This is a genomic window from Nonomuraea monospora, from assembly GCF_039531895.1.
In the GTDB taxonomy this organism is placed as follows: domain Bacteria; phylum Actinomycetota; class Actinomycetes; order Streptosporangiales; family Streptosporangiaceae; genus Nonomuraea; species Nonomuraea monospora.
Genome location: NZ_BAAAQX010000045.1, coordinates 64294 through 90782 on the forward strand (window position 1 = coordinate 64294; position 26489 = coordinate 90782).

Here is a 26489-nt window from a genome sequence, read left to right on the forward strand (position 1 = left end):
GCCGTCAACCGCTTCTCCGCCCCGACGGTCGATGTGCCAGGCACCCCGCCGAGGCGAGCATCGAAGGCATGAACGCACTCACCCGCAGAACCGCCTTCCAGCTCGCCGCCGCGGCAGGCGCCGGAGCCACCGCCACGTCGGCCGCCAAGCGTAAGGAGGTGACCACGTTCGTCTTCGTGACCGGCTCGAACGGCACGGCCACCGCCGACGCCGAGCTGACCCTGCGCGGCCACCGCACCGTCGGCGTGGGCCTGCCGGGGCACGGCCCCGAGGACCAGCTCCACCGCGCCTACCAGGCCCCGCAGGACCTGGCGAAGCTGGCCACCCTCCCCTCCCCCATGGCGGGCGTGACGCTGGACGACTACGTCGAGGCCACGGTGGACGCCGTCCGCCGCGTCTCCCGGTACGGCCCGGTGATCCTCGTGGGCGGCAGCCTGGGCGGCTCGACGATCACGAAGGCGGCCGACGAGGTGCCCGATCTGATCGACCGCCTGGTCTACGTCGGCGCCTACTGCTGCACGAAGCTGCGCTCGCCGGCCGAGTACCTGGAGACGCCGGAGGGCAGGACGAGCCTGGCGGCGAGCATCCTGCCGGGCGTGGTCGGCGACCCGAGGGTGCTGAAGGCGATCAGGGTGAACTGGCGCACGAACGACGCGAAGTTCCTGGACGCGGCGAAGGCGGCGTTCATGGCCGAGGGGACGGAGGGCGAGTTCCTGGCGCTGCTCAACGCGTCGCTGCCGGACGAGAGCCTGGCGGTGTCGAGCGCCGACGCCCGGGGCCGCCGGGACGCCTGGGGGCGGGTGCCGCGCGTCTACGTGCGGCAGTCGCTGGATCGGGTGATCCCGCCCGCCTTGCAGGACCGCATGATCAGGGAGGCGGACGAGGCGACGCCGGGCAACAGGTTCGAGGTCTTCACGGTGCGGACGCCGCACGCGCCGACCCGCGACGCGTTTCGGCAGATCACGAAAATCCTCGACGGGCTGGCGAAATAAAAAACGGACATCTCCGAAGGAGACATCCGTTGAGAATGGCTGGGGTACCAGGACTCGAACCTAGACTAACTGAACCAGAATCAGTCGTGCTGCCAATTACACCATACCCCACCGCTGCGATCTCCTCGCGGAGCGCTTTGGCGACGTCCGAAAGAATAGCCCAGCTCCGGGGCTAAGACCAAAACGATTAGCCGACCCGTCCTCCGCGGCCCACACCACGGGCCCGATCGTGCCAAGCTGAAGGGGACAAAACACCACGTGGAGGAGCCCGAGCGTTGGCCGAGAATCCGTTCTTCGCCCCAAGCGACCTGCCGTACGAGCTGCCGCCCTTCGCGGACATCCGTGAGGAGCACTACCTGCCGGCGTTCGAGCGCGGCATGGCGGAGCAGCTCGCCGAGGTCGAGGCGATCGCGAGCAGCACCGAGACCCCGACGTTCGAGAACACGATCGCCGCGCTCGAACGGTCGGGGCGGATCCTCGACCGCACGGCCACCGTCTTCTTCAGCATCGCCGCGTCCAACACCACGGACGGCATCATGGAGATCGAGAAGGAGATCTCCCCGCAGCTCACCCGCCACAGCGACGCGATCCGGCTGAACCGGGCGCTGTGGGCCAGGATCAAGCAGGTCAGCACCGCGGACGCCGAGGAGTCCTGGCTGCTGGAGAAGTACCGCGACGACTTCATCAGGGCCGGGGCCGACCTGTCCGAGCCCGAGCAGGACCGCCTGCGCGCCCTCAACGAGGAGCTGTCGAAGCTCTCCACGCGGTTCGCGCAGAGCCTGCTCAAGGCGTCCACGGAGTCGGCGCTGGTGGTGACGGACCCGAAGGAGCTCGACGGGTTCGACGAGGCCAAGATCGAGTCGCTGCGCAAGGACGACGGCAGCTACGTCCTGCCGCTGCTCAACTTCACCAGCCAGCCCGGCCTGGCCCAGCTCACCGACCGCGACGTGCGCCGCCGCCTGTACGAGCTGAGCGTCGGCAGGGCGCCGGGCAACTTCGAGGTGGCGGCCACGATGGCGGCGCTGCGGGCCGAGCGGGCGGCGCTGCTCGGGTTCCCCAGCCACGCGGCCTACACGGTGGCCGACCAGACGGCCAAGACCGTCGAGGCGGTCGAGGAGATGCTCGGCCAGCTCGTCGGGCCGGCCGTGCGCAACGCGGGCAAGGAGGCCGAGGCGCTGGCCGAGCAGGCCGGGTTCGCGATCGAGCCGTGGGACTGGTCGTACTACTCCGAGAAGGTGCGCCAGGCCCGCTACGAGTTCGACGGCGCGGCGATGCGCCCGTACTTCGAGCTGAACCGCGTCTACCGCGACGGCGTGTTCTTCGCGGCCACCAAGCTGTACGGGATCACCTTCGCCGAGCGGCCCGAGCTGGGCGGCTACCACCCCGACGTGACGGTGTTCGAGGTGTCCGACGAGGACGGGAGCCCGCTGGGGCTGTTCGTGCTCGACCCGTACGCCAGGCCCACCAAGCGCGGCGGCGCGTGGATGAACAACCTGGTCGACCAGTCGTTCCTGTTCGGGCAGCGGCCGGTGGTGATGAACAACCTCAACGTCACCAAGCCGGCCTCCGGGCCGACGCTGCTGACCTACGACGAGGTGAACACGGCCTTCCACGAGTTCGGGCACGCGCTGCACGGGCTCTTCTCGCAGGTGCGCTTCCCGCGCGTCTCGGGCACCAGCGTGCCCCGCGACTTCGTCGAGTACCCGTCGCAGGTCAACGAGATGTGGGTGACCTGGCCCGAGGTGCTGGCCAACTACGCCAAGCACCACGAGACGGGCGAGCCGATGCCGTCGGAGCTGGTGGAGAAGCTGCAGGCGGCCGAGACGTTCAACCAGGGCTTCAAGACGGTCGAGTACCTCGCGGCCACGCTGCTCGACTGGGCCTGGCACAAGCTGGCCGCCGGCGAGACCGTGGCCGACCCCGAGGCGTTCGAGCAGGCCGCGCTGGAGGCCGCCGGGATCGCGTTCCCGCTGGTCAGGCCGCGTTACCGGACCAACTACTTCGCGCACGTCTTCTCCGGCGGCTACAGCGCGGGCTACTACTCCTACATCTGGAGCGAGGTGCTCGACGCGGAGAGCGTGGAGTGGTTCAAGGAGAACGGCGGGCTCACCCGGGCGAACGGCGACCACTTCCGCCGCGAGCTGCTGTCCAGGGGCGGCAGCCTCGACCCGCTCACCGCGTTCCGCAACTTCAGAGGGCGCGAGCCCAGCATCCAGCCGCTGCTCAAGCGCCGCGGTCTGGACTGAACGCCCTGACGTTCTCGGCGGCCCACTGCGCGAACGTGCGCGGTGGCCGCCCTGTCACCTGCGCGACCGTGGGCGTGACCTGGTAGGCGCCCTCCGGCGTGTTGCCGAACACCTCGATCTGGAACTCGATCATGTGCTCGGGCACGCCCTGGGCCCGGTAGCGTGCGCGCATCTCGTCCACGGTCAGCTCGCGGAAGGCGATCTCGCGGCCGATCGCCTCCGACAGGATCCGCACCTTCGTGGGCACGTCGAGCAGCTCGGGCCCGGTGAGGCCGTACGACTGTCCCGCGTGGCCGTCCTCGGTGAGCGCGGTGGCGATCACGGCGCCGATGTCGGCCTCGTGCACCATTGCTGTCTTCGTCGCCGCGAACGGCTCCTCGATCAGGTTCTTCGTGCGTACGGGCTCGGCCCACGCCAGCGCGTTGGCCATGAACTCGGTCGGCTGCACGTACGTCCAGGCCAGGTCGCTGCCGGTCACGGCGGCCTCCAGGGTGCCGGGCGCCCAGCTGCTGAGCAGCGTCACCTTGCCCGCCCCCGCCGCGCGCACCGCCTCGACGATCTCCGCGCCGTTCGGCAGCGGCGTGTAGCCGGAGTCCGCGGCGTCGATGAGGTGCACGCCCTCGACGCCCTTCAGCGCGGGCACGAGCGTCTCGACGCGGCTGAGGTCACCCTGCACGACCTCGGCCCCTTCGGGCAGCCGGGCCCTGGCCGGGTCGCGCGTGAGCGCGCGGACGCGGTGGCCCGCGTCGAGGAGGTGGGCGACGACGTGCCTGCCTACGGAGCCCGTGGCTCCGGTCACCAAGTAGGTCATGCCTGCGACGTTACGAGCTATTGCGGCACGTTCAGTTCCGCGATTCGCTGGCGGAGCCACTCTTTCTCGGCCTGGCTGGAGGCGCGGGCGATCAGCAGCATGCCGCGGCGGTACGGGTCGGGCTCGTCGCGCGCCCTGACCGGAGCGCCGCCCTCGTAGAAGAAGCTGGCGGGCGCCTCCAGGAAGGCCAGCCTGCGGCTCAGCACCCGCGCCTGGTCGGCAGGGCCGGGCAGCGCCGACAGGAACGTCAGCAGCGCGAAGAACCTGGTCTGGTCGCTGATGTCGAGGTCGGCGGGCTCGCGCAGCCGCCGCAGCAGCTCTTCCCGGCCCGCCTCGGTGATCGTCAGCACCTGCCTGCGCGCCGCCGCCGCGCCGGCCTCCTCGTGCCGCTCGACCAGGCCCTTGGACTCCAGCCTGGCGATCGCCGGGTAGAGCGCGCCGTCGCTGACCGGGCGCAGGTGGCCGGCCAGGGCGGTGAGGCGGGACTTCAGCTCGTAGCCGTGCATGGGGTGCTCGTTGAGGAAGCCCAGGATCGTGAGAGCGAGGTCGCCGCCGCTTGCCATGCGGTGCATCGTAACGCTATACCTCTAAACGATATACATCGAAACGAGGTATTACAGGATGATCAGGTTGGCGCTGCCCATCTACGTGGAGTTGCTCACCGCCGTCGTCGCGGTCGGCGTGATCGACCTGCTCTGGGTGGCGGGGCTGGGCGAGGCGGCGATCGCGGCCGTCACCGTCGGCACGACGGTCGAGTACCTGGCCTACGGGCTGTTCCTGGCCGTGCCGACGGGGGTGACGGTGCTGGTCGGGCGGCGCGACGGGCGGGCGCCGCTCGGGCCGGTGATCAGGACGGGGTGGGTGCTGTGGGCGGCCTTCTCGGTGGCGGTCGCGGTGCCGGGGGTGGTGCTGCGGGAGCCGCTGGCGGCTCTGTTCGGCGGCTCTGCTGAGCTGACGGCCGGGTTCCTGCTGGTCTCGCTGGGCGGGTTGCCGGTGTACTTCGCTCAGACGCTGGTGGACGGGGTCTTGAAGGGGCGGGGGGACACCCGGCGGCCCATGCGGCACGCGATCATCTGCAACGTGCTCGTGGTGGTGCTGGATCCGGTGTTCATCTACGGGCTCGGGATGGGGGTGCAGGGGGCGGCGGTGGCCACGGTGGTGGCGCGGGGGATCACGTTGGCGGTCGCGCTCGGATCGGTTCCGCGCCTGCGCGACGACGGCCGCACCCGTGGATGGGAGGTGGTGCGTACCGGGCTGCCCATGTCCGGAGATTTCCTGGCACGTGCGCTCGTGGGGATGGCCCTGGTGGAGATCGTCGCCGGGTTCGGCACGGCGGCGGTGGCCGGTTACGGGATCGGACAGAAGATCATGCTGGCCGGTGTGATGGTCTTCTACGCGCTGCGGCAGGCGGCGATGATCCGCACCGCCCGGGGCGAGGCCGTCAGGTCGCCGCTGCTGCTCGGGCTCGCCTCCGGCGCGGTGGTCGCGGTCGTGCTGAACGTGCTCGCCACGCCCGTCGCCGGGCTCTTCACCGGCGACCCCGCCCCAGCCGTGGAGTTCCTGCGGTGGATGACGCTCTACCTGGTGCCGTTCGGCGGGCTGATCGCCGTGGGCGGGGTGCTGCAGGCGAGCGGGCGGGGCAGCCGGTTGCTCGCCGCCACGCTGGCGGGGTTCGCCGTGCAACTGCCCCTCGCGTACGGGCTGAGCGCCTGGCTGGGCGTCACCGGGGTGTGGCTGTCGATGGCCGCAGGGGCGGCGACCAGCCTCGGCCTGTCGTTGGAGAGGAGACGGGCTCGAGTCCCCTGCTGATGCGGGCGCGCAGGGAGTGCAGGGCCTGCCTGAGCCCGGCCGGTTCGATGTCGGTCATGTCGGCGTCGAAGGTGAGGAGCAGGCCCGCCACCCCTGGCCACGACCAGGCGCCGAGGGTGAGCCGGCACGTGGTCTCGGTGTCGTACTCGACCGTCGAACCGCCGGGCGCGAACCGGGCGACGGTGGAGGCGGGCAGGGCGAGGACGGCCGAGCCGCGGCACGGCCACTCGGCGGCGGCGTCTCCGCGGTCGTGCGCGGTCATGACGAAGGCGACGGGATCGCCGTGCGGGAGGTCGCGCCGGTCGAACGGGGTGTGGGTGGGCGGGTGCGGTCTGACGCGGTCCACGCGCATCGCGCGCCACCGGCCCGCGTCCGGGTCGAAGGCGACCAGGTACCAGCGTGCGGCCCAGACCACGAGGTCGTGCGGCTCCAGCGTGAGCGTTACGGGCTCGCGGTCGCCGGTGTAGTCCAGGCGCACGAGGTGCCGCCGGTTGATCGCGCTGCCCACGGCGCGGACGGCTTCGGCGTCGATCGGGGGCGCGGGGAACTCCCAGTAGTTGCGGGCCGAGGAGACGGTGAACGCCTCGGCGTGCAGGCGGCCGCGCGCGGGCATCGCCTGGTGCAGCGTGGCCAGAGCACGGGCCGCGTTCTCACGGATGCCGGACAGGACCGCCGGCACGGTCTGGAGCGCAACGGCCGTGGCGACGGCCTGGTCCTCGTCGAAGACGACCGGCGGCAGCCGGGTGGCGCGACCGAGCCGGTATCCGCCGCCCGCTCCGCGGACGGCTTCGATCTCGTACCCGAGGTCCCTGAGCGTGTCGATGTCGCGGCGCACGGTCCGCACCGACGTGCCGAGCCGGGAGGCGAGTTCCCCGGCGGTCAGGGTCGCGCCGACCCCGAAGATCGACAGCAGTTTGAGCGCCCGCGCGGAGGTAGCAGCCATGATGGCCCCGATGTTCTCACCGAAAGCGGTCACTCGGTGGCAACCATGCCCGCGATGGTGACCGCCATGACCGACTCACCGAGCCTCAGGGAGGGCACCGGCGCGACCATGGCGCTGCTGGTGGTGCTCTTCGGCTCCTTCATGGACCTTCTCGACGCGACGATCGTCACCGTCGCGGCCCCGGCGATGGCCCAGGACCTGGGCGCCTCCGACGCTCAGATCCAGTGGACGATCGCCGCCTACACCCTCGCTCTGGGCGCGGGCCTGATCACCGGCGGACGGCTCGGCGACCAGTACGGCCGCAAGCGGCTGTTCCTGATCGGGCTGGCCGGGTTCATGGTCACCTCGGCGCTGTGCGCGCTGGCCGCCGACCCGGCGACGCTCATCGGCATGCGGGCCGGGCAGGGACTGACCGCCGGGATCATGGTGCCGCAGGTGTTCGGGATCATCCGGGCGTCCTTCGCTCCCGGCGAGCGCGCCAAGGCGTTCGGCGCCTACGGAGCGGTCCAGGGCCTCGCCTCGGTCGCCGGCCCGCTGCTGGGCGGGCTGCTCGTCGACATCGACCTGTTCGGCCTGGGCTGGCGGACGATCTTCTGGATCAACGTGCCGGTCTCGATCCTGGCGCTCGCCGTCGGCGTGAAGGTCCTGCCCGAGTCCCGCTCCGCCTCGACCGCCCGGCTGGACCTCCTGGGCGCGCTCCTCGCGGCCACGGGCGTCCTTCTCCTCCTGCTACCGATGACAGGGGGATGGACCTGGGGCGGCTACGCCCTCCTGGCAGCAGGAGTCGTCGTGCTCGTGATCTTCCTCGGCCACGAGCGCCGCCTCACCGCACGCGGGGACGAACCCGTCTTCGACCCGGCCCTGCTGAGAATCCGCGCCTTCACCGTCGGCCTGAGCGCTTCCGTGCTCTTCTTCGGCGGCATCGGGCCGTACTTCCTCACCCTCTCGATCTACCTCCAGAGCGGCACCGGCCGGACCGCGTGGGAGACCGGCCTGGTGATCCTGCCGTACGCGCTCGGCTCGATCGTCACCTCGGGCCTCGGCGTCGCCCTCGCCGCCAAGGCGGGCAGGACGCTCCTGGTCACCGGCTCGCTCACCATCGCGGCGTCCCAGGTCGTCCTGTGGTCCGTCGTCACGGACGGCGGCGATCCCGGATATTGGCCGCTCGCCCTCGCCCTCTTCATCGGCGGCCTGGGGCTCGGTCTCGCGGCGCCCATTCTGGTCAGCGTCGTCCTCGCGGGCGTCCCCGGACGCAACGCGGGCGCCGCGGGCGGGGTGCTCTCCACCGTCAACCAGATCGGCGGGGCCGTCGGCATCGCCGTGCTCGGCACGGTCTTCTTCAACGCCGTCGCCGGAGAACCGGACTACGGTCACGCGCTCGGCATCGTGCTGGTGATCTCCGCGGTGCTCTACCTGATCACGGCGCTCGTGATGCTCGCACTTCCGAGAAGCACAGCCGAGTAAGACGGGACGCGTCCGCGAGCCGCCGAGCCCGCGGACGCGTCATGTCAGTCCTTCAGCCGCGCCAGGGCGGCCCGCAGCCGCTCCTGGGCGCGCTCCCGCCCCAGCACCTCGATCGACTCGAACAGCGGCAGCCCCACCGTGCGGCCGGTGATCGCGACCCGCACCGGCGCCTGGGCCTTGCCGAGCTTGAGCCCGTGGGCGGTGCCGACCTCCTCCAGCGCCTGCTTGAGCGACTCTGGGTCCCAGCTCACGGTCTCCAGCCGGTCGAGGTAACCGCCGAGAATCTCCTCGGGCGCGTTCTTCATCGCCTTGTCCCACGACGCCTGGTCGAAGACCGGCTCCTCCAGGAAGAGGAAGTCGACGTTCTGCCGGATCTCCGACAGCACCGCGATGCGCGTCTGCGCCAGCGCCGCGACCTTGCTGAACAGCTCGCGGTCCCAGGACTCGTCGAGGTAGGGCGCGCAGCGCTCCTCGAACGTCTCCAGCGGCAGCGCCCTGATGTACTCGCCGTTGAAGGCCCGCAGCTTCTTCTCGTCGAAGAACGCGCTGGCGGAGTTGACGTCCTCCAGCTTGAACAGCGGCACCATCTCCGACCACGGCATGATCTCGCGGTCGTCGCCGGGGCCCCAGCCGAGCAGCATGAGGTAGTTGACCATGGCCTCGGCCAGGTAGCCGTCGGCGCGGTAGTCCTCCAGCGCCACCTTGTCGCGGCGCTTGGACAGCTTCTTGCGCTGCTCGTTGACGATCACCGGCAGGTGCGCCCACACCGGCGGGTTCGCGCCGAGGGCGGGCCAGAGCAGCATCTGCTTGGCGGCGTTGCCCAGGTGCTCCTCGCCGCGTACGACGTGGGTGATGTTCTGGGTGATGTCGTCGACCGCGTTGGCCAGCACGTACAGCGGCGAGCCGTCGGTGCGGGCGATGACGAAGTCCTCCTGCGCCGCGTTGGGGAACTCGACGCTGCCGCGCACCAGGTCGTTCACGACGGTGACGCCCTCGTCGGGCGTGCGGAAGCGGACGGCGCCCTCGGTCAGGCCGCGGTCGCGGCAGTGGCCGTCGTAGCCCTTGTGCTCGGAGCCGGTGCGGGCCACGAGGGCCTCGCGGGTGCAGTCGCAGTAGTACGCCCGGCCGTCGGCCAGCAGCTTGGCCACGGCCTCGCGGTGCTGCGGCTCGTAGGCCGACTGGAAGTAGGGGCCCTCGAAGACCGGGTTGGTGCCGTTGATGCCGATCCAGTCGAGGGCGGAGATGATGCCCTCGGTCCACTCCGGCCGGTTCCTGGAGGCGTCGGTGTCCTCGATGCGCAGCACGAAGCGGCCGCCCGACTGCTCGGCCAGCGCCCAGTTGAACAGCGCCGTGCGAGCGCCGCCGACGTGGAACATGCCGGTTGGGGACGGTGCGAACCGCACCCGTACGTCAGTCACGGGAGACCACCTTGTTCGTGAGTGTGCCGATGCCTTCGATGCCGACGCTGACCTCGTCACCGATCTCGAGCGGGCCGACGCCCGCCGGCGTGCCGGTCAGGATGACGTCGCCGGGGATCAGCGTCATGACCGCGCTGACGTAGGCCACCAGCGCGGGGATGTCGTTGATGAGCTGGCTGGTGCGCCCGCTCTGCCGGATCTCGCCGTTGACCGTGGTCGTCAGCGCCAGGTCGCTCGCGTCGAGATCGGTCTGGATCCACGGGCCGAGCGGGCAGAACGTGTCGAAGCCCTTGGCCCGCGTGAACTGCACGTCCTTCTTCTGCAGGTCGCGTGCGGTCACGTCGTTGGCGCAGGTGTAGCCGAAGATGACGTCCTTGACCCGCTCGACCGGCACCTCGCGGCAGAGCCTGCCGATCACCACGGCCAGCTCGCCCTCGTAGTCGACGCGGTCGGACAGCGACGTGGGGTAGGCGATGCTCTCGCCGTGGCCGATCACGGTGGTGGACGGCTTCATGAAGATGAGGGGCTCTTCCGGAACCTCGTTGCCCATCTCGGCGGCGTGCTCCGCGTAGTTCCTGCCGATGGCGACCACCTTGCTGGGCAGCATCGGGGCCAGCAGCTTCACCTGGGACAGCGGGAGGCGCTCGCCGGTGAACTGCACCTGGCCGAAGGGGTGGCCGGAGATCGCGGAGATGAACTCCTCGCCCGGGCCGCCCTCGACCACGCCGAACGAGACGCCTTCACCTGTGGAGAACCTCGCTATACGCACCTGACAAGGCTATCGCCGCCGCCGGAGGGGTCCGTCACCTTTTTCGCGCGCCACCCCGCACAGGTCAGGAGCTGTCCATTTTTAGGCCCCAAGTCCGTTTTGGGGCGCTTCGGGAGTGTTGCAGCGGTTATCTCTGCCCATGGAGAAGACACCTAGGGAGGTGACGGATCGTGTCGGACACGATGTCCAATCGGCCCGGTGGGGCCGGCGCGACGGGGACCGTGCCACGGGCCAGGACCCAGGAGAGCACGACCTCGCTGGTCACGGAGAAGGGCACCACGAGCATCGACGACGGGGTCGTCGCCAAGATCGCCGGCCTGGCGGCCCGGGAGGTGTCCGGGGTGCACGCCATGGGCGGGGGCGCGGCACGGGCACTCGGGAGCATGCGCGGCATCGTCGGCGGGGACAGGAACGTCTCCCAGGGCGTGTCGGTCGAGGTCGGAGAGCGGCAGGCGGCCGTGGACCTCGACCTGGTGGCCGAGTACGGCACCGCCATCCCCGACCTGGCCGCCGCCGTCAGGAAGAACGTGATCGGCGCGGTGGAGCGGATGTGCGGCCTGGAGGTGACCGAGGTCAACATCCGGGTGGACGACGTGCACCTGCCCGATCAGGACCGCGACCGTGACCGGGGACAGGACGGCCAGAGCCGCGACGGGGAGCAGGAGCCCCGGGTCCAATGACGGCCGCCGCACCGACCGGCCCGGCAAGCACCGGAGGCCCGGTGAACGCCAGTGGCCCGGTGAGCGCCGGTGACGACCGTTCCGGCGCCGGTACCGAGACGCGGCTGATCGCCGATCGGGCGCTGGCCTGTGACGGTGTGGTGCGGCTGTCCGGCGGGCCGTTCGGCACCGTGGCCACGTACCTGCCCGGCGAGCGCCTCACCGGCGTGCACGCGGACGAGCGCGCGGTGGAGATCGCCATCGTCGCCACCCTGGACCGCCCGCTGCCGCAGACGGCCGACGAGGTGCGCGGGGCCGTGGCGGACCTGGCCGGGGACCGCCCGGTGCACGTCCGCATCGACGACATCATCGTGGAGGGATCATGAACAACATCCAGTGGATGCCGCTCGTCGGCATGGCCGTCGGCATCGTGCTCGGCCTGGCCGGGGCGTTCGGCGGGCTGGGCGCGTTCCTGCTCGTGCTGGTCCTGGGCGCGGTCGGCTTCCTGGTCGGGCGGATCGCCGAGACAGGGGAGATCAACCTGTCCGGGCTGTCCGCGAGGCGTAAATGACCATGACGGTGCCCGCCCAGCGGCGCGCTCCCCTGCCCGCGCCCGAGTGGCGCGGGCGCACGGAGGTCGCCGACCGGGTGGTCAGCAAGATCGCCTGCGTGGCCGCCGCGGAGGTGCCGGAGGTGCGCGACGTGCAGCCGCGCGGCCTGCCGTGGACGCCGTCCGCGGGCGAGGTGCACGGCGACCAGGCCGTGGTGCGGCTGAACGTGAGCGTGGCCTACCCCGCGCCGCTGCACGCCGTGGCGGCGCGGCTCAGGGAGCACGTGATCGCCCGGGTCGCGGCCCAGACGGGCCTGCACGTCACGCGCCTGGACATCACGATGACGGACGTGGGCGGTGACCTGCCATGACCACACCCGAGACGACGAACACGACGACACACACGGCGACACACGAGACGACGAACGAGACACGGCACGCGGCCACCACGGAGGAGCAGTCGGGCGCCCACCGGGCACCGGTTCCGCCGCCGCGCGACAGAGCCGCCGAGAGGGCCGCCGACAGGGCCGCGGTGCGGGCGTTCCGTCCGTACCGGCGGATCCCTGCCGTGATCGTCGCCACGCTGCTCGCCCTGCTGAGCCTGCTCGTGCTCGCCGAGACGGTCTCGGCGCTGGCCGGGCGTCCGCTGCGCTGGATCCCGTACGACCGCATGCTGGGCTGGGCGACCACCACGCTGTGGTCGGACCCGCGGGTGCTGCTCGGCGCGGCGGTCGCGGCGCTGCTCGGGCTGTTGCTGCTGGCCATCGCGCTGGTGCCGGGACGTCCGCGGATGGTGCCCGTCCGCAGCGGCGACCCCGATCTGATCATCGGCCTGCGGCCCAGGAGCGTCGCCAGGGCGCTGGCACACGCGGCCGAGCAGGTGCCGGGCGTGCGCTCGGCCCGTGCCACCCTGCGCGGCCGGACGGTCGCGGTCACGCCGACGACGTGCGGGCGGGGCGTGGACGGGTTCGGCCAGGACGTGCGGGGCGCCGTGCTGTCCAGGCTGGCGGCGCTCGACCTGGTGGAGCCGTACCGGGTGTCGGTGAACATCAAGGAGCAGCGGTGAGCAGCCGGAGCGACGGACGGAGGTGGCGGCGGTGAGCAGGAAGACCGGGCGGGGCAACCGCTGGGGGCTGGCGCTGGTGGGGCTGGCGCTGGTGATCCTCGGCGGGTCGGCGCTGGCCCGCGGGCTGGGCGCGTTCCCGCAGAACTGGGCCGCCGCGCGCACGACGGTCGTGGACGCCAACGTGGTCGCCTTCTTCGCCCGCAACAGCCCGTGGATCTGGTGGCTGCTGGCGCTGGCCGCGCTGGTCGTGGCGGTGCTGGCGCTGCGCTGGCTGCTCGTGCAGGGACGCAGGCAGGCGCGGCGCGTGCTGCGCATCGAGGACGGCCCGACGGGCGTCACGGAGGTGTCGGAGTCGGGCATGGCGCAGGCGGTGGCGGCCGACGTGGAGTCGAGCCCCGCGGTGTTCCACGCCGCCGCGCACCTGGTGGGGCCGCGTCCCGAGGTGCGGCTGAAGGTGGTCGCCGACGAGTCCGCCCCCATGGAGGAGCTGAGCCGTCACCTGGCGACGGTGGCGTTGCCGCACGTGCGCGACGCGCTGGACCGGGATCGGGTGCCGGCGGTGGCCCGCGTTAGCCTGGAGCCCTCACCTTCGCCGCACCGCGTGGTGCGCTGACGAGAGGGGTTCCTCTGGTGTCCGTCGTGAAGATCAACGTGCTGACCGTGCCCGCCGGGATGCGGGAAGAGCTGGAGAAGCGCTTCGCCAACCGTGCCGGGATGGTGGAGTCGGCCGACGGGTTCGAGTGGTTCGAGCTGCTGCGGCCGGTGGAGGGCACGGAGCGGTACCTCGTCTACACGCGCTGGCGCTCGGAGGAGGACTTCCAGAAGTGGCAGCAGGGCGAGGCGTTCCAGCGCGGCCACGCGCAGGCGGCCGCCCAGGCGGGGCAGGGGCAGGGGCACGGGCATGGTCACGGCCAGGGGCCCGCGGCGACGGGGTCCGAGGTGTGGTCGTTCGAGGTCGCCGAGAGCACCGGCCCCAAGGGCTGAGCCAGGCTCAGCCGTCGAGCGGGTTGCGGATGATGCGGTCGACGATGCCGTCGCGCACGAACCGCGCCGCGAAGCTCGACGGCTTGCGCGCGCCCTGATCGGCGACGCAGACGCTGAACTCCTTGGCGATCTCCAGCCGCGGGTGCCGCTCCAGCACCTCCCGCCGCACCTCGGCGGGGATCTCATCGGTGCGGCGGCCTGAGATGTCCATGCCGGTCGAGAGCTCCAGCAGGTGCCCCTCGGGGTCCTCCTCCAGGGGCACCTCCTGCCACATGTGCCGGATGATGACCTCGCACGCGCGTTCGCGCCGCTCGGGCGACCAGCCGGCCCCGGCGCAGAAGGCCCACGCCACGTGCCCGCCGGCCTCCTCGTACGGCACGGTGTGGCTGTCGAACTCGGCGGCCAGCCCGATGTCGTGCAGCATGGCCGACACGTAGAGCAGCTCCGCGTCGAAGGCGATGCCGTTGCCGCGCGCGTGGGCGGCGGCCCACAGGTAGGCGCGGATCGAGTGGTTGAGCAGCGAAGGCGTGTGGTACCGGGCCGCCACCTCCAGCGCGCCTCGGGCGGCGGGCGTGTCGGGGATCACCAGGTCGTCGTATCTCACGCACACCAGCATCTCATCGGGCGGCTAACGAATCGGGCACGCGACTTGACCAGTTGATCGAGATTCCGAAAGCATGTCGCGCCTTCACCTTTTTGTCCCGAAAGGAACCCCGGCGTGCGCCGCCTCGCGATCCCTCTTGCCCTCATGCTCGCAACCGGTGGCGTCGCGGTCCCGGCACAGGCGGCCGACAAGGTGACGCGCACCGCGGAGTGCCAGGGCGACTGGCTGCCCGGCACGCCGACGGCCGAGGACGTCATGCAGGGCGAGATCGCGCTGGTGGGGCTGCCCGCGTACAAGCTGGGCAAGAACGTCAACTGGGACGCCAGCCCGTACAGGAACCGGTCGTGGGAGTTCGTCTTCCAGTCGCTGCGCTGGATGGGCACCCTCGTCGTCGAGTACGAGAACACCGGCGAGCGCCGCTACCTGGACCGCGCCACCGAGATCGCCCAGGACTGGGTGGCCGACAACAAGTACGGCGCCAGGGGCACCCCGTCCTACGCCTGGAAGGACCACCCGGTCTCGCTGCGCACCCAGCCGCTGCTCTGCCTCAGCAGGCACGTCAACGCGAGCTGGCTGAAGGACAGCCTGGCCACGCACGCCAAGCTGCTGTCGAACGCGAGCCTGTACAAGAAGGGCCACAACCACGGTATCGACCAGGACATCGCGCTCATGGGCATTGGCTGCAGGTACGGCCGCAAGGACTGGGCGAACCTGGCCTCCAGCCGTCTGACGGGCACGGTGAAGCTGGACGTCGACTCGCAGGGCGCGCTCATGGAGCAGGCGCCCAGGTACGCCGTCTACGTGTACGGCCGCCTCCAGGTCGCCATGACCAACATGAAGGCGTGCGGACGCAAGGTGCCCGGCGAGATCGCCAGGCGCGCCGAGGCCATGAAGGACTTCATCGCCCACTCCACCATGCCCAACGGCTACATGGTGCCCATCGGCGACGGCAGCGCCGAGACCGAGCCCAAGATGGAGACGGGCACGCCGAAGCAGGAGGTCAAGGCCTACCGGGCCGGCTACGTCTTCGGCCGCACCGCCTGGGGCAAGCCGGAGTCGGCGTACTACTCGATCAGGTTCGGGCCCGGCATGAAGTTCCACGGCCACGAGGACCACCTGGGCGTCACCTACTACGCGCAGGGCCGCGACATCCTCATGGACGGCGGGTTCCACTCCTACGAGAAGAGCTCCTACCGCTACTGGACGCTCTCCCCCGAGGCGCATAACGTGCCGACCGTGGTGGGCGCGAAGTTCCGGCCCCGGACGGCCAGCAAGCTCGTGGACAGCTCGTACGGCAAGGACCGGCAGGCCTTCAAGGTGACCGACAAGGCGTACGGGGTCAGCCGCACCAGGTCGGTGCTGGTCAACCACGGCCAGGACCTGATGGCCGTGCTGGACACCGCGTCGGGCGGCAAGAAGGTGCGCAACATCTGGCGCTTCGCCCCGTCACTCAAGGTCGTCTCCAGCGGGGGCGGCAAGGTGGTGCTGGGCGACGGCAAGTTCAAGGTCACCCTGCTGCAGTTCTCGTCCTGCGACAAGGTCGGCGGGCAGCGGGTGGAGCGGGGCGGGAAGCTGGGCTGGGTCTCGCCCACGTACCTGTCGAAGCAGGCCACGAACGTGGTGGTGTCGCCGGCGGCGAAGTCGCTGCTGACGGTGATCGTGCCGGGCACGGACTCGCCCAAGGTGTCGTGCTCGGGCGGGAAGGTCACCGTGGACGGCGTGTCGTTCTCGCCGGGGCTGATCTAGCCCGGCCGCTTCCCGTCCGCGGCCGGGCCCGTTCCCGGGGAGAGCTATCCGCAGTCGCGGCCCGCGCGCAGCAGCCCGTACGTGACCGCCTGCTCCAGCGCCTGCCACGACGCGTCGATGATGTTCTCCGCGACCCCCACCGTGGCCCACTCGGCCGTTTCGTCGCTGGAGGTGATCAGCACGCGGGTGATGGCGTCGGTGCCGTGGGTGCCTTCGAGTATGCGCACCTTGTAGTCGACCAGCTCCAGCTTGGCCAGCTCGGGGTAGAGCTTCTCCAGCGCCAGCCGGACGGCCTTGTCGAGGGCGTTGACGGGGCCGTTGCCCTCGCCGGTGGCCACGATGCGCTCGCCCTTGGCGTGCAGCTTGACGGTGGCCTCGCTGACCAGCTCGCCGCCCTTGGTGCGCTCGACGATGACGCGCCAGGACTCGACCTCGAAGTGGCGCCTGCGCTCGCCGTGGACGGTGTCGCGCAGCAGCAGCTCGAAGGAGGCGTCGGCGGCCTCGAAGGTGAAGCCTCTGGACTCCAGGTCCTTGACCCGCTCGACCAGGGTCCTGGTGTGCTCGGGGGTCAGCTCGTAGCCCAGCTCGCGGCCCTTCAGCTCGACGGAGGCGCGGCCCGCCATGTCGGAGACGAGCATGCGCATGTCGTTGCCGACCTGGGCGGGGTCGATGTGCTGGTAGAGGTTGGGGTCGACCTTGATGGCGCTGGCGTGCAGGCCGGCCTTGTGGGCGAAGGCGGAGGTGCCGACGTAGGGGGCGTGGGAGTTGGGGGTGACGTTGGTGACCTCGGTGATCGCGTGGGCGATGCGGGTCATCTCGGCCAGCGACTCCTGCGGGACGAGGTCGAAGCCGCGCTTGAGCTGGAGGTTGGCGACGACCGTGAAGAGGTTGGCGTTGCCTGAGCGCTCGCCGTAGCCGTTGGCGCAGCCCTGGACGTGGGTGGCGCCCGCCTTGACGGCCGCCAGGGTGTTGGCGACGGCGCAGCCGGTGTCGTCGTGGCAGTGGATGCCGACGCGGGCGCTGGTGCGTACGGCGTCCTGGACGATCTCGGCGAGCTCGTCGGGGAGCATGCCGCCGTTGGTGTCGCACAGGGCGATGACGTCGGCGCCGGCTTCCGCGGCGGTCCTGAGGACCTCCAGCGCGTAGGCTGGGTTGGACTTGTAGCCGTCGAAGAAGTGCTCGGCGTCGAGGAAGACTCGCTGTCCCTCCGCACGAAGGTGAGAGACCGTGTCGCGGATCATCGCGAGGTTCTCCTGGAGAGTCGTGCGGAGGGCCAGCTCCACGTGCCGGTCGTGACTCTTGGCGACAAGGGTCACGACCGGCGCGCCGGATTCGCGCAAGGCGGCCACCAGTGGGTCGTCGGCGGCCTTCACACCGGCCCGGCGGGTCGCGCCGAACGCGGCCAGTTGCGCGTGCTTCAGGTCGAGCTCTGTTTGAGCGCGCCTGAAGAATTCCGTGTCCTTGGGGTTGGCGCCCGGCCAGCCCCCTTCGATGAAACCGACGCCCAGGCCGTCCAGGTGCCGCGCGACGGCGAGCTTGTCGGCGACGGTGAGGTTGAGCCCCTCCTGCTGTGCGCCGTCTCGTAGCGTCGTGTCGTATACGTGGAAGCGGTCGTCGGCCATGAGTCTCTCTTCTCTCCGGAGTAGGAGGTCCGTACGGTGCGGGAAAACAAAAAGACCCCTCACGGACGTGAGAGGTCTGCGCGCTGGCGGTGTCCCTGCGTTAGCCAGCGCGCCTGCCGATAATGAGCAGACCGTAGAACATGGTGCCGCCCAGTCTGCCATACGCATTCACCATTTGGCACACCGGTCTCGCTGCTTGGGACACCACGGGCTCACACCTGCACGCCGACGCCCCCGGTGATGAGGCGTTCCAGCGCCGCCGGGTCGAACGCCTCGTTGCCCAGCAACTGCCCGTCGAGTACCACGGTGGGCGTGCCCTCAAGCGGGATCTTGGCCGTCTCCGCCAGGTGCGCCTGCGCGTACGTCTGCGACGTGACGCACGAGTCCACCGACGCGCCCGCCTTGCGCGCCGCCCCGATCAGCTCCTCGACGCTGTACCCGGACGCCACGCCGTGCGGCGCGGGCTGCATGGCGTACACCTCGTCCCTGAAGGCCAGCCAGTTCTCCGCGGGGACGCAGCGCGCGGCCGCGGCGGCGCGGACGGAGTTGGAGCGCGAGGGCTCGTCCCGGAAGATCGTCACGGTGTGGAAGACGACCTTGACCTTGCCTGCCTGCGCGAGCTTCCTGATCGTCGCGTCTACCTTGGTGTGCATGTCCTTGCAGACGGGGCAGTCGAAGTCCTCGTACACGTCGAGCACGGGGGCGTCGCTCCCCAGGTCGGCCAGGACCATCGAGCCGTCCGCCTGCCGGGTCAGGGTCACCTCGCCTGACGACGACACGCCCGGCCGGGAGAACGCCAGCACCCCGAGTACGACGATCGCCGCGCACGCCAGCGCGACCGCCATGAACCGCTTCTTCATCAGCCCACTCTCACCTCATTGATCGCGCAGACCCTACCTGAAACGGAAACAATGGCCGCATGAAGGCATACCTCCTCGACTCTGCCGTAGCGCGTTATGTGTCCGAGCACACCACCGCGCCCGACGCCCTGCTGGACGCCCTGGAGAGGGAGACGGCCGAGGTCGCGGGCGACGACGCGACCATGCAGATCTCCTTCGACCAGGGCCGGTTCCTGACGATGATCACCCAGCTCATGGCTCCCCAGGTGGCCGTGGAGGTGGGAACGTTCACCGGATATTCGTCCGTCTGCATCGCGCGCGGCCTGTCCGGCGGCACGCTGCACTGCTTCGACGTGAGCGAGAAGTGGACGTCCGTGGCCCGCCGCTACTGGCAGGAGGCCGGGGTGGCCGACCGGGTGACGCTCACGATCGGGCCGGCCGCCGACACGCTCGCCGCCTTCGACCAGCCGATCGACCTGGCATTCCTGGACGCCGACAAGCAGAACTACCCGGTCTACTACGAGCTGCTGATGGACCGGCTGCGGCCCGGCGGGCTGATCCTGGCCGACAACACGCTGCGCAGGGGCTGGGTGGCCGATCCCGCGCACGACGAGCCCACGACCGTGCAGATGCGGCAGTTCAACGACCTGGTGATGGAGGACCCTCGGGTGACGGTCCTGACCCTGCCCGTCGCCGACGGGATGACGATGATCAGGAAGAGTTAGGAGAGCCATGAGATCCCACACACTCGGACGGAACGGCCCGACCGTCTCGGCGCTGGGCTTCGGCGCGATGACGCTGGCGCCCCGGGTCTACGCCGACGTCAGCGAGCAGGAGGCCACCGAGGCCCTGCTGGCCGCGGTGGAGGCGGGCGTCACGCTGATCGACACCGCCGACATCTACGGCGCCGGGTACAGCGAGTCCCTGATCGGGCGGGTGCTGCGCGATCGGCGCGACGAGGTGGTGGTGGCCACCAAATTCGGCGGCAACGCGGACGAACGGGGCCGGCTGCGGCCGGGGCTCGGCCGTCCCGAATACGTGCGCACGGCGCTGGAGGCCAGCCTCGGCCGCCTCCAGAGCGACCATGTGGACCTGTACTACCTGCACCGCCTCGACCCGACGACGCCGATCGAGGAGACCATGGGCGCCCTGGCCGAGCTGGTCCAGGAGGGCAAGGTGCGCCACGTCGGGCTGTCGGAGGTCTCCCCCGCCACCCTCAGGCGGGCCTGCGCCGTGCACCCGGTGGCCGCCCTGCAGACCGAGTACTCGCTGTTCAACCGGGCGCCGGAGAAGGAGGTGCTGCCGGCCTGCGAGGAGCTGGGGGTCGGCTTCGTCGCCTACAGCCCGCTCGGCCGCGGCCTGCTCGGCGGCGCGCTGCGCGACCGGTCCGACCTGGGGGCCGGCGACTGGCGGCGGGGCAACCCGCGCTTCCAGGAGGGCAACATCGAGCGCAACCTGGCCCTGACGGACGCGGTGGCGGCCCTGGCGGCCGAGAACGACCTGTCGGTGGCCCAGCTCGCGCTGGCCTGGCTCGTGCACCGGGGCACGGTGCCGATCCCCGGCACGCGCAGGGCGGCGAACGTGCGCGCCAACGCGGCAGCCGCCGGCGTGGAGCTGGACGAGGCGACCCTGCTGCGGCTGGAGGCGCTGGTGCCGCCGGAGGCGGTGGCGGGCGAGCAGGGGGACGAGGGTTACCTGAGCAGGATCGACCGGTAAATCAAGACCGCACGCCCTGTATTCACACCCCCGGCCCGGCATACGCTCGGTCACTCCGCCGGAAGAAAGGATGCAAGGCCATGGCCGCGCCCCTCGAAGAGCGATTCAGAACCATCCGTGAATTGCATCCCGAATATCGGGTGGAAACGGTGCAGGGCCGGATCGTGGTCAACGAGGCGGGCACCTGGCAGCACAACACCTCGCTTTTCCGGGTGATGCGCGCGCTGTTCGCCCCGACCGTCGAGCGCGGCTGGCAGATCTGGCCGAACATCACCATTCACCTGGGCCTTCAGTCCGACCGGTACGTGCCCGACCTGACGGTGGTGCCGCGGTCGCCGCGGTTGCACAAGGAGTACGCGGTGCACGGGGATTCGACGCTGCTCATCGTGGACGTCGTTTCCTCGGGCAGCGCCTACGACGATTACTACGTCAAACCGCGGGGTTACTCGCCGGCCGGGGTGCCGCTTTATCTGGTGGTCGATCCGGCGCAACGGACGGTGCGGCTGCACAGCGAGCCGGGCGGCCTCGCCTATGGCCGGGAAACGATCGCGAGCGTCGCCGAGCCGCTGTTCCTGCCGGCCCCGTGGGAATTGCCGCTGAATGTCGCCGCGTTCTGGTGAGCCCTCCGCGTGAAGGGCTCACCAGAAGGGGTCAGCCGATCTTGTGCACCCAGTTGTGGGTGTCGGGGCGGGCGCCGTACTGGATGCCGACGAGCTCCTCGCGCACCCGCATCGTCACCGGGCCAGGCGTGCCGTCGGCCACGGTCCACGAGCGGTCGGCGCCCTTGACGGTGCCGACCGGCGTCACCACGGCCGCGGTGCCGCACGCGAACACCTCGGTGAGGTCGCCGGACGCGCTCGCCTCCTGCCACTCGTCCACCGTGATGAGCCGCTCCTCCGTCTCCAGCCCCAGGTCGCCGGCGAGCTCCAGGATCGACTCGCGGGTGATGCCGGGCAGCAGGGTGCCGGTGAGCGCGGGCGTGACGAGCTTGTCGCCGAAGACGAAGAACAGGTTCATCCCGCCCATCTCCTCGACGTAGCGGTGCTCCTGGGCGTCCAGCCAGACCACCTGGTCGCAGCCGTTCTCCACCGCCTGCCGCTGCGCCACGAACGCCGCGGCGTAGTTGCCGCCGCACTTGGCGAAGCCGGTGCCGCCGGGGGCGGCCCGCGTGTACTCGGTGGACAGCCACACGGAGACGGGCTTGATGCCGCCGGTGAAGTACGAGGCCGCCGGCGAGGCGATGACCATGTACTTGTAGGTCCTGGACGGGTAGTTCACGCCGAGCCCCGCCTGGGTGGCGATCATGAAGGGACGCAGGTAGAGGCTGTGACCCTCGGTGGTGGGCACCCACTCCTTGTCGGTCTGGACGAGCAGCTCCAGCGACTCGACGAACGTCTCCTCCGGCAGCTCCGGCATGGCCATGCGGGCGGCCGAGCGATTGAAGCGGGCGGCGTTGGCGTACGGCCGGAAGGCGACGATCGAGCCGCCGATCTGCCGGTAGGCCTTGAGGCCCTCGAACAGCTCCTGCGCGTAGTGGAAGACCGAGGTGGCGGGGTCGAGCGAGAGCGGCCCGTACGGCATGAGCCGGGCGTCGTGCCAGCCCTCGCCCTCGGTGTAGTCGATCGAGATCATGTGATCGGTGAACGTCTGCCCGAACCCCGGGTTCGCCAGTACCTGCTCCCGCTCGGCCGCGGTGCGAGCGTGGTCGGATAGCTGCACGTCGAAGCTGAGCTTCGGAGCGATGGTCATGACGGCGGTCCTTCTCTCTACGGTCTACCGAAATCTACCGGAATCCGGTCACCTGTCCGGGAGCGATGCGCGCCCACGGGGTGGTCCGTACTTCCTATTGTCTCGCTATATGGGATGGCAAGCGGTTGATGGGTGCTTGGCCCCGATTGCCGCCGCTACCTGGGGACACGAAAACGCGCCCGGCAGGTCCTCTTCGGACCGCCAGGCGCGTACGGTGCTAGGCGGCCCTAGCCGGATACTCGCGCGGTGATGTCGTCGCCGATCTCGCTGGTGCTTCGGCCCGTGCGGCCCTCGGCGATGTCGGCGGCGACCGCCTGCTCGACCTTGGCCGCCTCGTCGTGCAGGCCGAGGTGGTCGAGGAGCATGGAGACCGACAGGATGGTCGCGGTGGGGTCGGCCTTGCCCTGACCGGCGATGTCGGGGGCGCTGCCGTGCACCGGCTCGAACATGCTGGGCGCCGAGCGCTCCGGGTTGATGTTGCCGGAGGCCGCCAGGCCGATGCCGCCGGCGATGGCCGCGCCGAGGTCGGTGATGATGTCGCCGAACAGGTTGTCGGTGACGACCACGTCGAAGCGCTCGGGCTGGGTCACGAAGAACATCGAGGCCGCGTCGATGTGGCAGTAGTCGGTGGCGACCTCGGGGTACTCCTCGGCCACGCGGTTGACCGTGCGCTGCCACAGGTCGCCGGCGAAGGTGAGCACGTTGGTCTTGTGGACGAGCGTCAGCTTCCTGCGCGGGCGGGCCTTGGCCTTCTCGAACGCGTAACGCACCACGCGCTCGACACCGTGGGCGGTGTTGAGCGACTCCTGGGTGGCGATCTCGTGGGGGGTGCCGCGCCGCATGACGCCGCCGGTGCCGGCGTAGAGGCCCTCGGTGCCCTCGCGGACCACGATCATGTCGATGTTCTCGGTCGGCGTGTCGGCCAGCGGGGTCGTCACGCCGGGGAACAGCTTGACCGGCCGCAGGTTGACGTAGTGGTCGAAGGCGAAGCGCAGGCGCAGCAGCAGGTCGCGCTCGAGGATGCCGGGCGGCACGCTCGGGTCGCCGATGGCGCCGAGCAGGATCGCGTCGTAGCCGCGCAACTCGTCGAGGACCGCGTCGGGGAGCGTCTCGCCGGTACGGTGGTAGCGGGCGGCGCCCAGGTCGTAGTGCGTGGGCTCGATCTTCGTGCCCACTGCCTCCAGGACCTTGAGCCCTTCGGCGACGACCTCGGTGCCGATGCCATCCCCAGGGATGACGGCCAGGCGGATGTTACGCGACTCCATGACGGCAACCATACCGGCTCGTCTCGCCTGACGAACACACCATCTCATTTCGCGGACGTCCGGTTTGAGGGGTTTGCGACCTTTTGACCGTTTCGTTAGAGTCCGTCGGGCCTAATCCACGCAGCCGCTGCGTGGAGCCGGGGACCCACTTTCCCCCCAGGGGCGAATCGGCGGTCATCGCCGTAGGGCTGTCTTCCAGGCCCGAGCCCGTCAGCTAACCCGGTCGGCCGTATGGAAGGACAGTCTTCTGTCTCGCATCGCCATCGTCCTGGCAGCGGCGTCTGCCGGACTCATCCTGGCCACCCCGGCAGCACAGGCGGCCACCGGCGACGACGTCGCCGCCCGGTCCGTCACCGACAAGGACACCACCACCCTCACCGGCGCCGAGATCAAGCGCATCAGGCTGGCACAGACCCCCAAGCCCGCCTGGAAGGTCGCACTCGACTTCGCCATGAACAAGCGCGGCATCCCCTACGTGTGGGGCGGCACCAGCGACCGGGGGTACGACTGCTCGGGGCTGATGCTCCGGGCGTACGAGAAGGCGGGGATCGACCTGCCCCGCACCGCCCGCGAACAGTACGGGGCGTTCTCCAGAAAGATCTCCTGGAAGGATCTCGAACCCGGTGACCTGGTGTTCTTCAGCAACCTGGGTCACGTCGGAATGATCTCCAAGCCCGGCTACATGGTGCACGCGCCGCACTCCGGCGACGTGGTGAAGGAGGAGAAGCTGTCGAGCTGGCGCAGGCAGGCCTTCGTCGGCGCCGTCCGCCCTGACCGCAAGGGCGTCCGCCAGTGGGCCGAGCGGCTCGAACAGCGGCGCGAGCCCATCCCGGCCTCGCTCACCGCGACGCTCTGAGAAACCCGGGCGGTCCCGCCTTCCCCCGCGGAGCCGCCCTACTCACACCTGTCCGCCGCACGAGTGCGACCACGACTGCACGAAGACCGGCGCTGCGGCTCCAGCGGCTCGACAGGCCGGTGCGCAAAGGCCGGGGCCACGATGCACTGGGCGATCGACGGCCCCGGCGCGCTACAAACCATGCGCTGCCTGCTCGTGCCCGCGCTGAAGAGGACGGCCGTGTCCTACCGGCTGGAGTTCTGAGGGGCGCCGCCGTTGTCGCGGCGGTCGAGTGCGGTCTGCAGGGCCTCGGCGGCCTCGTCCTGCTGCTCTTCCGTACGGTTCCAGGCATACATGTCGTACATGTCACTCAGCTCATTTCGCGGACGCGTTTCCAGTGGGGAAGCCGGACTCCGGTCGCGAATCCGACCGGGCCTGATCTCGTTGGTCCGGGTCACGGACCGGACGAATGGGACTTACTGGCCGACACAACGCCGCTCTCCGCGACGGGTAGCCGACCTGCCCTAACAGGCCCCGCCGCGGCAGGCAATGAGTACGAACACCTGGCGCATCAGCAGCAGACTACCCGAGTATCTGCTCGGAAGTCCTACTATCTTGCATGCTGAGACAAGAAGGGCCGCCACCCGGACGGGTGACGGCCCTTCTCAAAGGGTCCTGCGGATCAGTCCTCCAGGTCCACCGAGCGGCCGCTCTCGGCGCCGATCTCGGCCCCGATCTGCTCGACGACCTCGGCGGGGATGGCGGAGTCGACGGTCAGCGCGATGAGCGCCTTGCCGCCCTTGGCGTCACGGGCCACCTGCATCGAGGCGATGTTGATGCCGTGCTCGCCGAGGAGCCTGCCCACCACGCCGACGATGCCGGGGCGGTCGGCGTAGGTGTAGAAGCACAGGTGGGCCGTCGGCTCGATCTCCATCTCGTAGCCGTTGACCTCGACGATCTTGGTGATCTGGCGCGGGCCCGACAGCGTGCCGGACACCGAGACGGTGCGGCCGTCGGCGAGCACGCCGCGCACGGTCACGACGTTGCGCCAGTCGGGGCTCTCGGAGCTGGTGACCAGCTCGACGGTGATGCCGCGGTCCTTGGCCAGCAGCGGCGCGTTGACGTAGGTGACCTGCTCCTCGACCACGTCGGCGAAGACGCCCTTGAGCGCGGCCAGCTCGATCACCCGCACGTCCTGGGCGGCGATCTCGCCGCGCACCTCGACGTCGAGCTTGGTGGCCACCTCGCCGGCCAGCGCGGTGAAGACCCGGCCGAGCTTCTCGGCCAGCGGCAGGCCCGGCTTGACGTCCTCGGCCACGGCGCCGCCCTGGACGTTGACCGCGTCCGGCACGAACTCGCCCGCCAGCGCCAGCTTCACGCTCCGCGCGACCTGGGTGCCGGCCTTCTCCTGGGCCTCGTGCGTGGAGGCGCCGAGGTGCGGCGTGACGACGACCTGGTCCAGCTCGAACAGCGGGCTGTCGGTGCACGGCTCCTTGGAGAAGACGTCGAGGCCGGCTCCGGCGACCCGCCCCTCCTTGATCGCGGAGTAGAGCGCGCCCTCGTCCACGATGCCGCCGCGGGCCACGTTGACGATGCGCACGCTCGGCTTGACCTGGTGCAGCTCCCTGTCACCGATGAGGCCCAGCGTCTCCTTGGACTTGGGCAGGTGCACGGTGATGAAGTCGGCCTGCTTGAGCACCTCTTCGAGGCTGAGCAGCTTGACGCCCATCTGCGCGGCCCTGGCCGGCGGCAGGTAGGGGTCGTAGGCGATCAGCTCGACGCCGAACGGCGCCAGGCGCTGGGCCACGAGCTGGCCGATCTTGCCGAGCCCGAGGATGCCGACGACCTTCTCGTCCAGCTCGACACCGGTGTACTTGGAGCGCTTCCACTCGCCGTTCTTGAGCGCGGCGTGGGCCTGGGCCGTGTTGCGGGCGCTGGCCAGGATGAGCGCGACGGTCTGCTCGGCGGCGCTGGTGATGTTGGAGGTCGGGGCGTTCACGACCATGACACCGGCCTTGGTGGCCGCCTCGACGTCGACGTTGTCGAGACCGACGCCGGCGCGGGCGACCACGCGCAGCTTGGGCGCCGCGGCGATGGCCTCGGCGTCGACCTGGGTGGCGGAGCGCACGATGAGCGCGTCCACGTCGGCGAGAGCGGGCAGGAACTGGGAACGGTCGGCGCCGTCGGTGTGGCGGACCTCGAAATCAGCGCCGAGTACGGCGAGGCCAGCCTCGGACAGCTCCTCTGCGACCAGAACGACGGGCTTGTTCACGTCTGTGCATCCTTAAGGCACGGCGGAGGGGGGTCACCGTCCACGGAACCCCCCGGCGGTCCCACAGAGTGTATCCGCAGCTTGTGAACGTATTCACGAGGGGTCAGCATGTGAGACGGGTTCCGGCGTA

Annotated in this window: 27 protein-coding genes, 1 tRNA gene and 1 riboswitch; of the genes, 16 read left to right on the forward strand and 12 right to left on the reverse strand. The window is 70.4% G+C overall.

Going from position 1 to position 26489, the window contains the following annotated elements:
- The first annotated feature begins 68 nt into the window (after positions 1-68).
- On the forward strand, positions 69-992 hold the full coding sequence (locus ABD331_RS51415) for an alpha/beta fold hydrolase (RefSeq protein ID WP_344493219.1): 924 nt from the start codon (positions 69-71) through the stop codon (positions 990-992).
- A 36-nt stretch (positions 993-1028) separates the two neighbouring features.
- Here ABD331_RS51415 and ABD331_RS51420 read toward each other — a convergent pair.
- Positions 1029-1103, reverse strand: a tRNA-Gln gene (locus tag ABD331_RS51420).
- A gap of 164 nt (positions 1104-1267) precedes the next feature.
- On the opposite strand from ABD331_RS51420, the gene ABD331_RS51425 reads away from it, so the two are divergent.
- Complete coding sequence (locus ABD331_RS51425) at positions 1268-3238, forward strand: M3 family metallopeptidase (protein WP_344493221.1); 1971 nt, start codon at positions 1268-1270, stop codon at positions 3236-3238.
- Here ABD331_RS51425 and ABD331_RS51430 read toward each other — a convergent pair.
- Both ABD331_RS51430 and ABD331_RS51435 read right to left on the reverse strand, forming a co-directional pair.
- Positions 3216-4049 carry an NAD(P)H-binding protein gene (locus tag ABD331_RS51430; RefSeq protein WP_344493223.1) on the reverse strand — a complete coding sequence of 278 codons (834 nt, stop codon included), beginning with the start codon at positions 4047-4049 and terminating at the stop codon, positions 3216-3218. The two genes, ABD331_RS51425 and ABD331_RS51430, sit on opposite strands and share 23 nt — an antisense overlap.
- 17 nt (positions 4050-4066) lie before the next feature.
- Positions 4067-4612 carry a PadR family transcriptional regulator gene (locus tag ABD331_RS51435; protein ID WP_344493225.1) on the reverse strand — a complete coding sequence of 182 codons (546 nt, stop codon included), beginning with the start codon at positions 4610-4612 and terminating at the stop codon, positions 4067-4069.
- 58 nt (positions 4613-4670) lie between these two features.
- On the opposite strand from ABD331_RS51435, the gene ABD331_RS51440 reads away from it, so the two are divergent.
- Positions 4671-5858, forward strand: coding sequence for an MATE family efflux transporter (locus ABD331_RS51440; protein ID WP_344493227.1), 1188 nt, complete (start codon positions 4671-4673; stop codon positions 5856-5858).
- Here ABD331_RS51440 and ABD331_RS51445 read toward each other — a convergent pair.
- Positions 5770-6801, reverse strand: a complete 1032-nt coding sequence (locus ABD331_RS51445; protein ID WP_344493229.1) for a helix-turn-helix transcriptional regulator — start codon at positions 6799-6801, stop codon at positions 5770-5772. The genes ABD331_RS51440 and ABD331_RS51445 overlap by 89 nt on opposite strands.
- Before the next feature lie 66 nt (positions 6802-6867).
- Here ABD331_RS51445 and ABD331_RS51450 point away from each other — a divergent pair, with 66 nt between their 5' ends.
- Complete coding sequence (locus ABD331_RS51450; RefSeq protein ID WP_344493231.1) at positions 6868-8265, forward strand: MFS transporter; 1398 nt, start codon at positions 6868-6870, stop codon at positions 8263-8265.
- A 44-nt stretch (positions 8266-8309) separates the two neighbouring features.
- On the opposite strand, the gene gltX is transcribed toward ABD331_RS51450, so the two are convergent.
- Positions 8310-9683 (reverse strand): glutamate--tRNA ligase, encoded by a 1374-nt coding sequence (gltX, locus tag ABD331_RS51455; protein WP_344493233.1) that lies wholly within the window; start codon positions 9681-9683, stop codon positions 8310-8312.
- Positions 9676-10452, reverse strand: a complete 777-nt coding sequence (locus tag ABD331_RS51460) for a fumarylacetoacetate hydrolase family protein (RefSeq protein WP_344493235.1) — start codon at positions 10450-10452, stop codon at positions 9676-9678. The genes gltX and ABD331_RS51460 overlap by 8 nt, the downstream gene beginning before the upstream one ends.
- A 182-nt stretch (positions 10453-10634) precedes the next feature.
- Between ABD331_RS51460 and ABD331_RS51465 the strand changes: the two genes are divergently transcribed.
- From ABD331_RS51465 to ABD331_RS51495, 7 genes are read left to right on the forward strand one after another with little or no spacing between them, the layout of a single operon-like run.
- Positions 10635-11132 (forward strand): Asp23/Gls24 family envelope stress response protein, encoded by a 498-nt coding sequence (locus ABD331_RS51465; protein ID WP_425566258.1) that lies wholly within the window; start codon positions 10635-10637, stop codon positions 11130-11132.
- 41 nt (positions 11133-11173) lie between these two features.
- Complete coding sequence (locus ABD331_RS51470) at positions 11174-11497, forward strand: hypothetical protein (RefSeq protein WP_344493239.1); 324 nt, start codon at positions 11174-11176, stop codon at positions 11495-11497.
- Positions 11494-11682, forward strand: coding sequence for a hypothetical protein (locus tag ABD331_RS51475; protein WP_148436858.1), 189 nt, complete (start codon positions 11494-11496; stop codon positions 11680-11682). The genes ABD331_RS51470 and ABD331_RS51475 overlap by 4 nt, the downstream gene beginning before the upstream one ends.
- On the forward strand, positions 11679-12032 hold the full coding sequence (locus ABD331_RS51480) for an Asp23/Gls24 family envelope stress response protein (protein WP_344493242.1): 354 nt from the start codon (positions 11679-11681) through the stop codon (positions 12030-12032). Before ABD331_RS51475 ends, ABD331_RS51480 begins: the two co-directional genes overlap by 4 nt.
- Positions 12029-12727, forward strand: a complete 699-nt coding sequence (locus ABD331_RS51485) for a DUF6286 domain-containing protein (RefSeq protein WP_344493244.1) — start codon at positions 12029-12031, stop codon at positions 12725-12727. Before ABD331_RS51480 ends, ABD331_RS51485 begins: the two co-directional genes overlap by 4 nt.
- Positions 12728-12758: 31 nt before the next feature.
- Positions 12759-13340, forward strand: a complete 582-nt coding sequence (locus ABD331_RS51490) for an alkaline shock response membrane anchor protein AmaP (protein WP_344493246.1) — start codon at positions 12759-12761, stop codon at positions 13338-13340.
- A 17-nt stretch (positions 13341-13357) separates the two neighbouring features.
- Positions 13358-13711 (forward strand): antibiotic biosynthesis monooxygenase family protein, encoded by a 354-nt coding sequence (locus ABD331_RS51495; protein ID WP_344493248.1) that lies wholly within the window; start codon positions 13358-13360, stop codon positions 13709-13711.
- A gap of 7 nt (positions 13712-13718) precedes the next feature.
- On the opposite strand, the gene ABD331_RS51500 is transcribed toward ABD331_RS51495, so the two are convergent.
- Positions 13719-14315, reverse strand: coding sequence for an HD domain-containing protein (locus ABD331_RS51500; RefSeq protein WP_148436863.1), 597 nt, complete (start codon positions 14313-14315; stop codon positions 13719-13721).
- A gap of 144 nt (positions 14316-14459) precedes the next feature.
- Here ABD331_RS51500 and ABD331_RS51505 point away from each other — a divergent pair, with 144 nt between their 5' ends.
- A complete protein-coding gene (locus ABD331_RS51505; RefSeq protein WP_344493251.1) occupies positions 14460-16061 on the forward strand; it encodes a heparinase II/III family protein in 1602 nt (533 codons plus the stop codon).
- A gap of 44 nt (positions 16062-16105) precedes the next feature.
- Here the strand turns inward: ABD331_RS51505 and cimA are convergent, their stop codons facing one another.
- Both cimA and ABD331_RS51515 read right to left on the reverse strand, forming a co-directional pair.
- Positions 16106-17683 carry a citramalate synthase gene (cimA, locus tag ABD331_RS51510; RefSeq protein WP_344493253.1) on the reverse strand — a complete coding sequence of 526 codons (1578 nt, stop codon included), beginning with the start codon at positions 17681-17683 and terminating at the stop codon, positions 16106-16108.
- Positions 17684-17895: 212 nt separating this feature from the next.
- Positions 17896-18543: a DsbA family protein gene (locus tag ABD331_RS51515; RefSeq protein ID WP_344493255.1), complete on the reverse strand. Its 648-nt coding sequence runs from the start codon at positions 18541-18543 to the stop codon at positions 17896-17898.
- Positions 18544-18602: 59 nt separating this feature from the next.
- Between ABD331_RS51515 and ABD331_RS51520 the strand changes: the two genes are divergently transcribed.
- The 3 genes from ABD331_RS51520 to ABD331_RS51530 all read left to right on the forward strand — a co-directional run bounded on the left by ABD331_RS51520 (position 18603) and on the right by ABD331_RS51530 (position 20858).
- Positions 18603-19247, forward strand: a complete 645-nt coding sequence (locus tag ABD331_RS51520; protein ID WP_344493257.1) for an O-methyltransferase — start codon at positions 18603-18605, stop codon at positions 19245-19247.
- Positions 19248-19254: 7 nt separating this feature from the next.
- Entirely contained in the window at positions 19255-20238 is a 984-nt protein-coding gene (locus tag ABD331_RS51525; protein ID WP_344493259.1) for an aldo/keto reductase, read from the forward strand.
- An 80-nt stretch (positions 20239-20318) separates the two neighbouring features.
- A complete protein-coding gene (locus ABD331_RS51530; RefSeq protein ID WP_344493261.1) occupies positions 20319-20858 on the forward strand; it encodes a Uma2 family endonuclease in 540 nt (179 codons plus the stop codon).
- Between the two features lie 31 nt (positions 20859-20889).
- On the opposite strand, the gene ABD331_RS51535 is transcribed toward ABD331_RS51530, so the two are convergent.
- Both ABD331_RS51535 and ABD331_RS51540 read right to left on the reverse strand, forming a co-directional pair.
- Positions 20890-21987 (reverse strand): branched-chain amino acid aminotransferase, encoded by a 1098-nt coding sequence (locus ABD331_RS51535; protein WP_344493263.1) that lies wholly within the window; start codon positions 21985-21987, stop codon positions 20890-20892.
- A gap of 227 nt (positions 21988-22214) precedes the next feature.
- Positions 22215-23252, reverse strand: a complete 1038-nt coding sequence (locus ABD331_RS51540; protein WP_344493265.1) for a 3-isopropylmalate dehydrogenase — start codon at positions 23250-23252, stop codon at positions 22215-22217.
- A gap of 98 nt (positions 23253-23350) precedes the next feature.
- Positions 23351-23496, forward strand: a riboswitch (cyclic di-AMP (ydaO/yuaA leader).
- 207 nt (positions 23497-23703) lie between these two features.
- Here ABD331_RS51540 and ABD331_RS51545 point away from each other — a divergent pair.
- Entirely contained in the window at positions 23704-24108 is a 405-nt protein-coding gene (locus tag ABD331_RS51545) for a C40 family peptidase (RefSeq protein ID WP_344493267.1), read from the forward strand.
- Positions 24109-24769: 661 nt separating this feature from the next.
- On the opposite strand, the gene serA is transcribed toward ABD331_RS51545, so the two are convergent.
- Positions 24770-26359: a phosphoglycerate dehydrogenase gene (serA, locus tag ABD331_RS51550; protein ID WP_344493269.1), complete on the reverse strand. Its 1590-nt coding sequence runs from the start codon at positions 26357-26359 to the stop codon at positions 24770-24772.
- Positions 26360-26489: the final 130 nt, after the last annotated feature.

What these genes read in the sequence shown, in the direction of transcription:
- ABD331_RS51415 (WP_344493219.1), top strand. Translation starts at nt 69, where the DNA reads ATGAACGCACTCACCCGCAGAACCGCCTTCCAGCTCGCCGCCGCGGCA.
- ABD331_RS51430 (WP_344493223.1), bottom strand. Translation starts at nt 4,049, where the DNA reads ATGACCTACTTGGTGACCGGAGCCACGGGCTCCGTAGGCAGGCACGTC.
- ABD331_RS51435 (WP_344493225.1), bottom strand. Translation starts at nt 4,612, where the DNA reads ATGGCAAGCGGCGGCGACCTCGCTCTCACGATCCTGGGCTTCCTCAAC.
- ABD331_RS51440 (WP_344493227.1), top strand. Translation starts at nt 4,671, where the DNA reads ATGATCAGGTTGGCGCTGCCCATCTACGTGGAGTTGCTCACCGCCGTC.
- ABD331_RS51445 (WP_344493229.1), bottom strand. Translation starts at nt 6,801, where the DNA reads ATGGCTGCTACCTCCGCGCGGGCGCTCAAACTGCTGTCGATCTTCGGG.
- ABD331_RS51450 (WP_344493231.1), top strand. Translation starts at nt 6,868, where the DNA reads ATGACCGACTCACCGAGCCTCAGGGAGGGCACCGGCGCGACCATGGCG.
- ABD331_RS51465 (WP_425566258.1), top strand. Translation starts at nt 10,635, where the DNA reads ATGTCCAATCGGCCCGGTGGGGCCGGCGCGACGGGGACCGTGCCACGG.
- ABD331_RS51475 (WP_148436858.1), top strand. Translation starts at nt 11,494, where the DNA reads ATGAACAACATCCAGTGGATGCCGCTCGTCGGCATGGCCGTCGGCATC.
- ABD331_RS51480 (WP_344493242.1), top strand. Translation starts at nt 11,679, where the DNA reads ATGACCATGACGGTGCCCGCCCAGCGGCGCGCTCCCCTGCCCGCGCCC.
- ABD331_RS51485 (WP_344493244.1), top strand. Translation starts at nt 12,029, where the DNA reads ATGACCACACCCGAGACGACGAACACGACGACACACACGGCGACACAC.
- ABD331_RS51505 (WP_344493251.1), top strand. Translation starts at nt 14,460, where the DNA reads ATGCTCGCAACCGGTGGCGTCGCGGTCCCGGCACAGGCGGCCGACAAG.
- cimA (WP_344493253.1), bottom strand. Translation starts at nt 17,683, where the DNA reads ATGGCCGACGACCGCTTCCACGTATACGACACGACGCTACGAGACGGC.
- ABD331_RS51515 (WP_344493255.1), bottom strand. Translation starts at nt 18,543, where the DNA reads ATGAAGAAGCGGTTCATGGCGGTCGCGCTGGCGTGCGCGGCGATCGTC.
- ABD331_RS51520 (WP_344493257.1), top strand. Translation starts at nt 18,603, where the DNA reads ATGAAGGCATACCTCCTCGACTCTGCCGTAGCGCGTTATGTGTCCGAG.
- ABD331_RS51525 (WP_344493259.1), top strand. Translation starts at nt 19,255, where the DNA reads ATGAGATCCCACACACTCGGACGGAACGGCCCGACCGTCTCGGCGCTG.
- ABD331_RS51530 (WP_344493261.1), top strand. Translation starts at nt 20,319, where the DNA reads ATGGCCGCGCCCCTCGAAGAGCGATTCAGAACCATCCGTGAATTGCAT.
- ABD331_RS51535 (WP_344493263.1), bottom strand. Translation starts at nt 21,987, where the DNA reads ATGACCATCGCTCCGAAGCTCAGCTTCGACGTGCAGCTATCCGACCAC.
- ABD331_RS51540 (WP_344493265.1), bottom strand. Translation starts at nt 23,252, where the DNA reads ATGGAGTCGCGTAACATCCGCCTGGCCGTCATCCCTGGGGATGGCATC.
- ABD331_RS51545 (WP_344493267.1), top strand. Translation starts at nt 23,704, where the DNA reads ATGAACAAGCGCGGCATCCCCTACGTGTGGGGCGGCACCAGCGACCGG.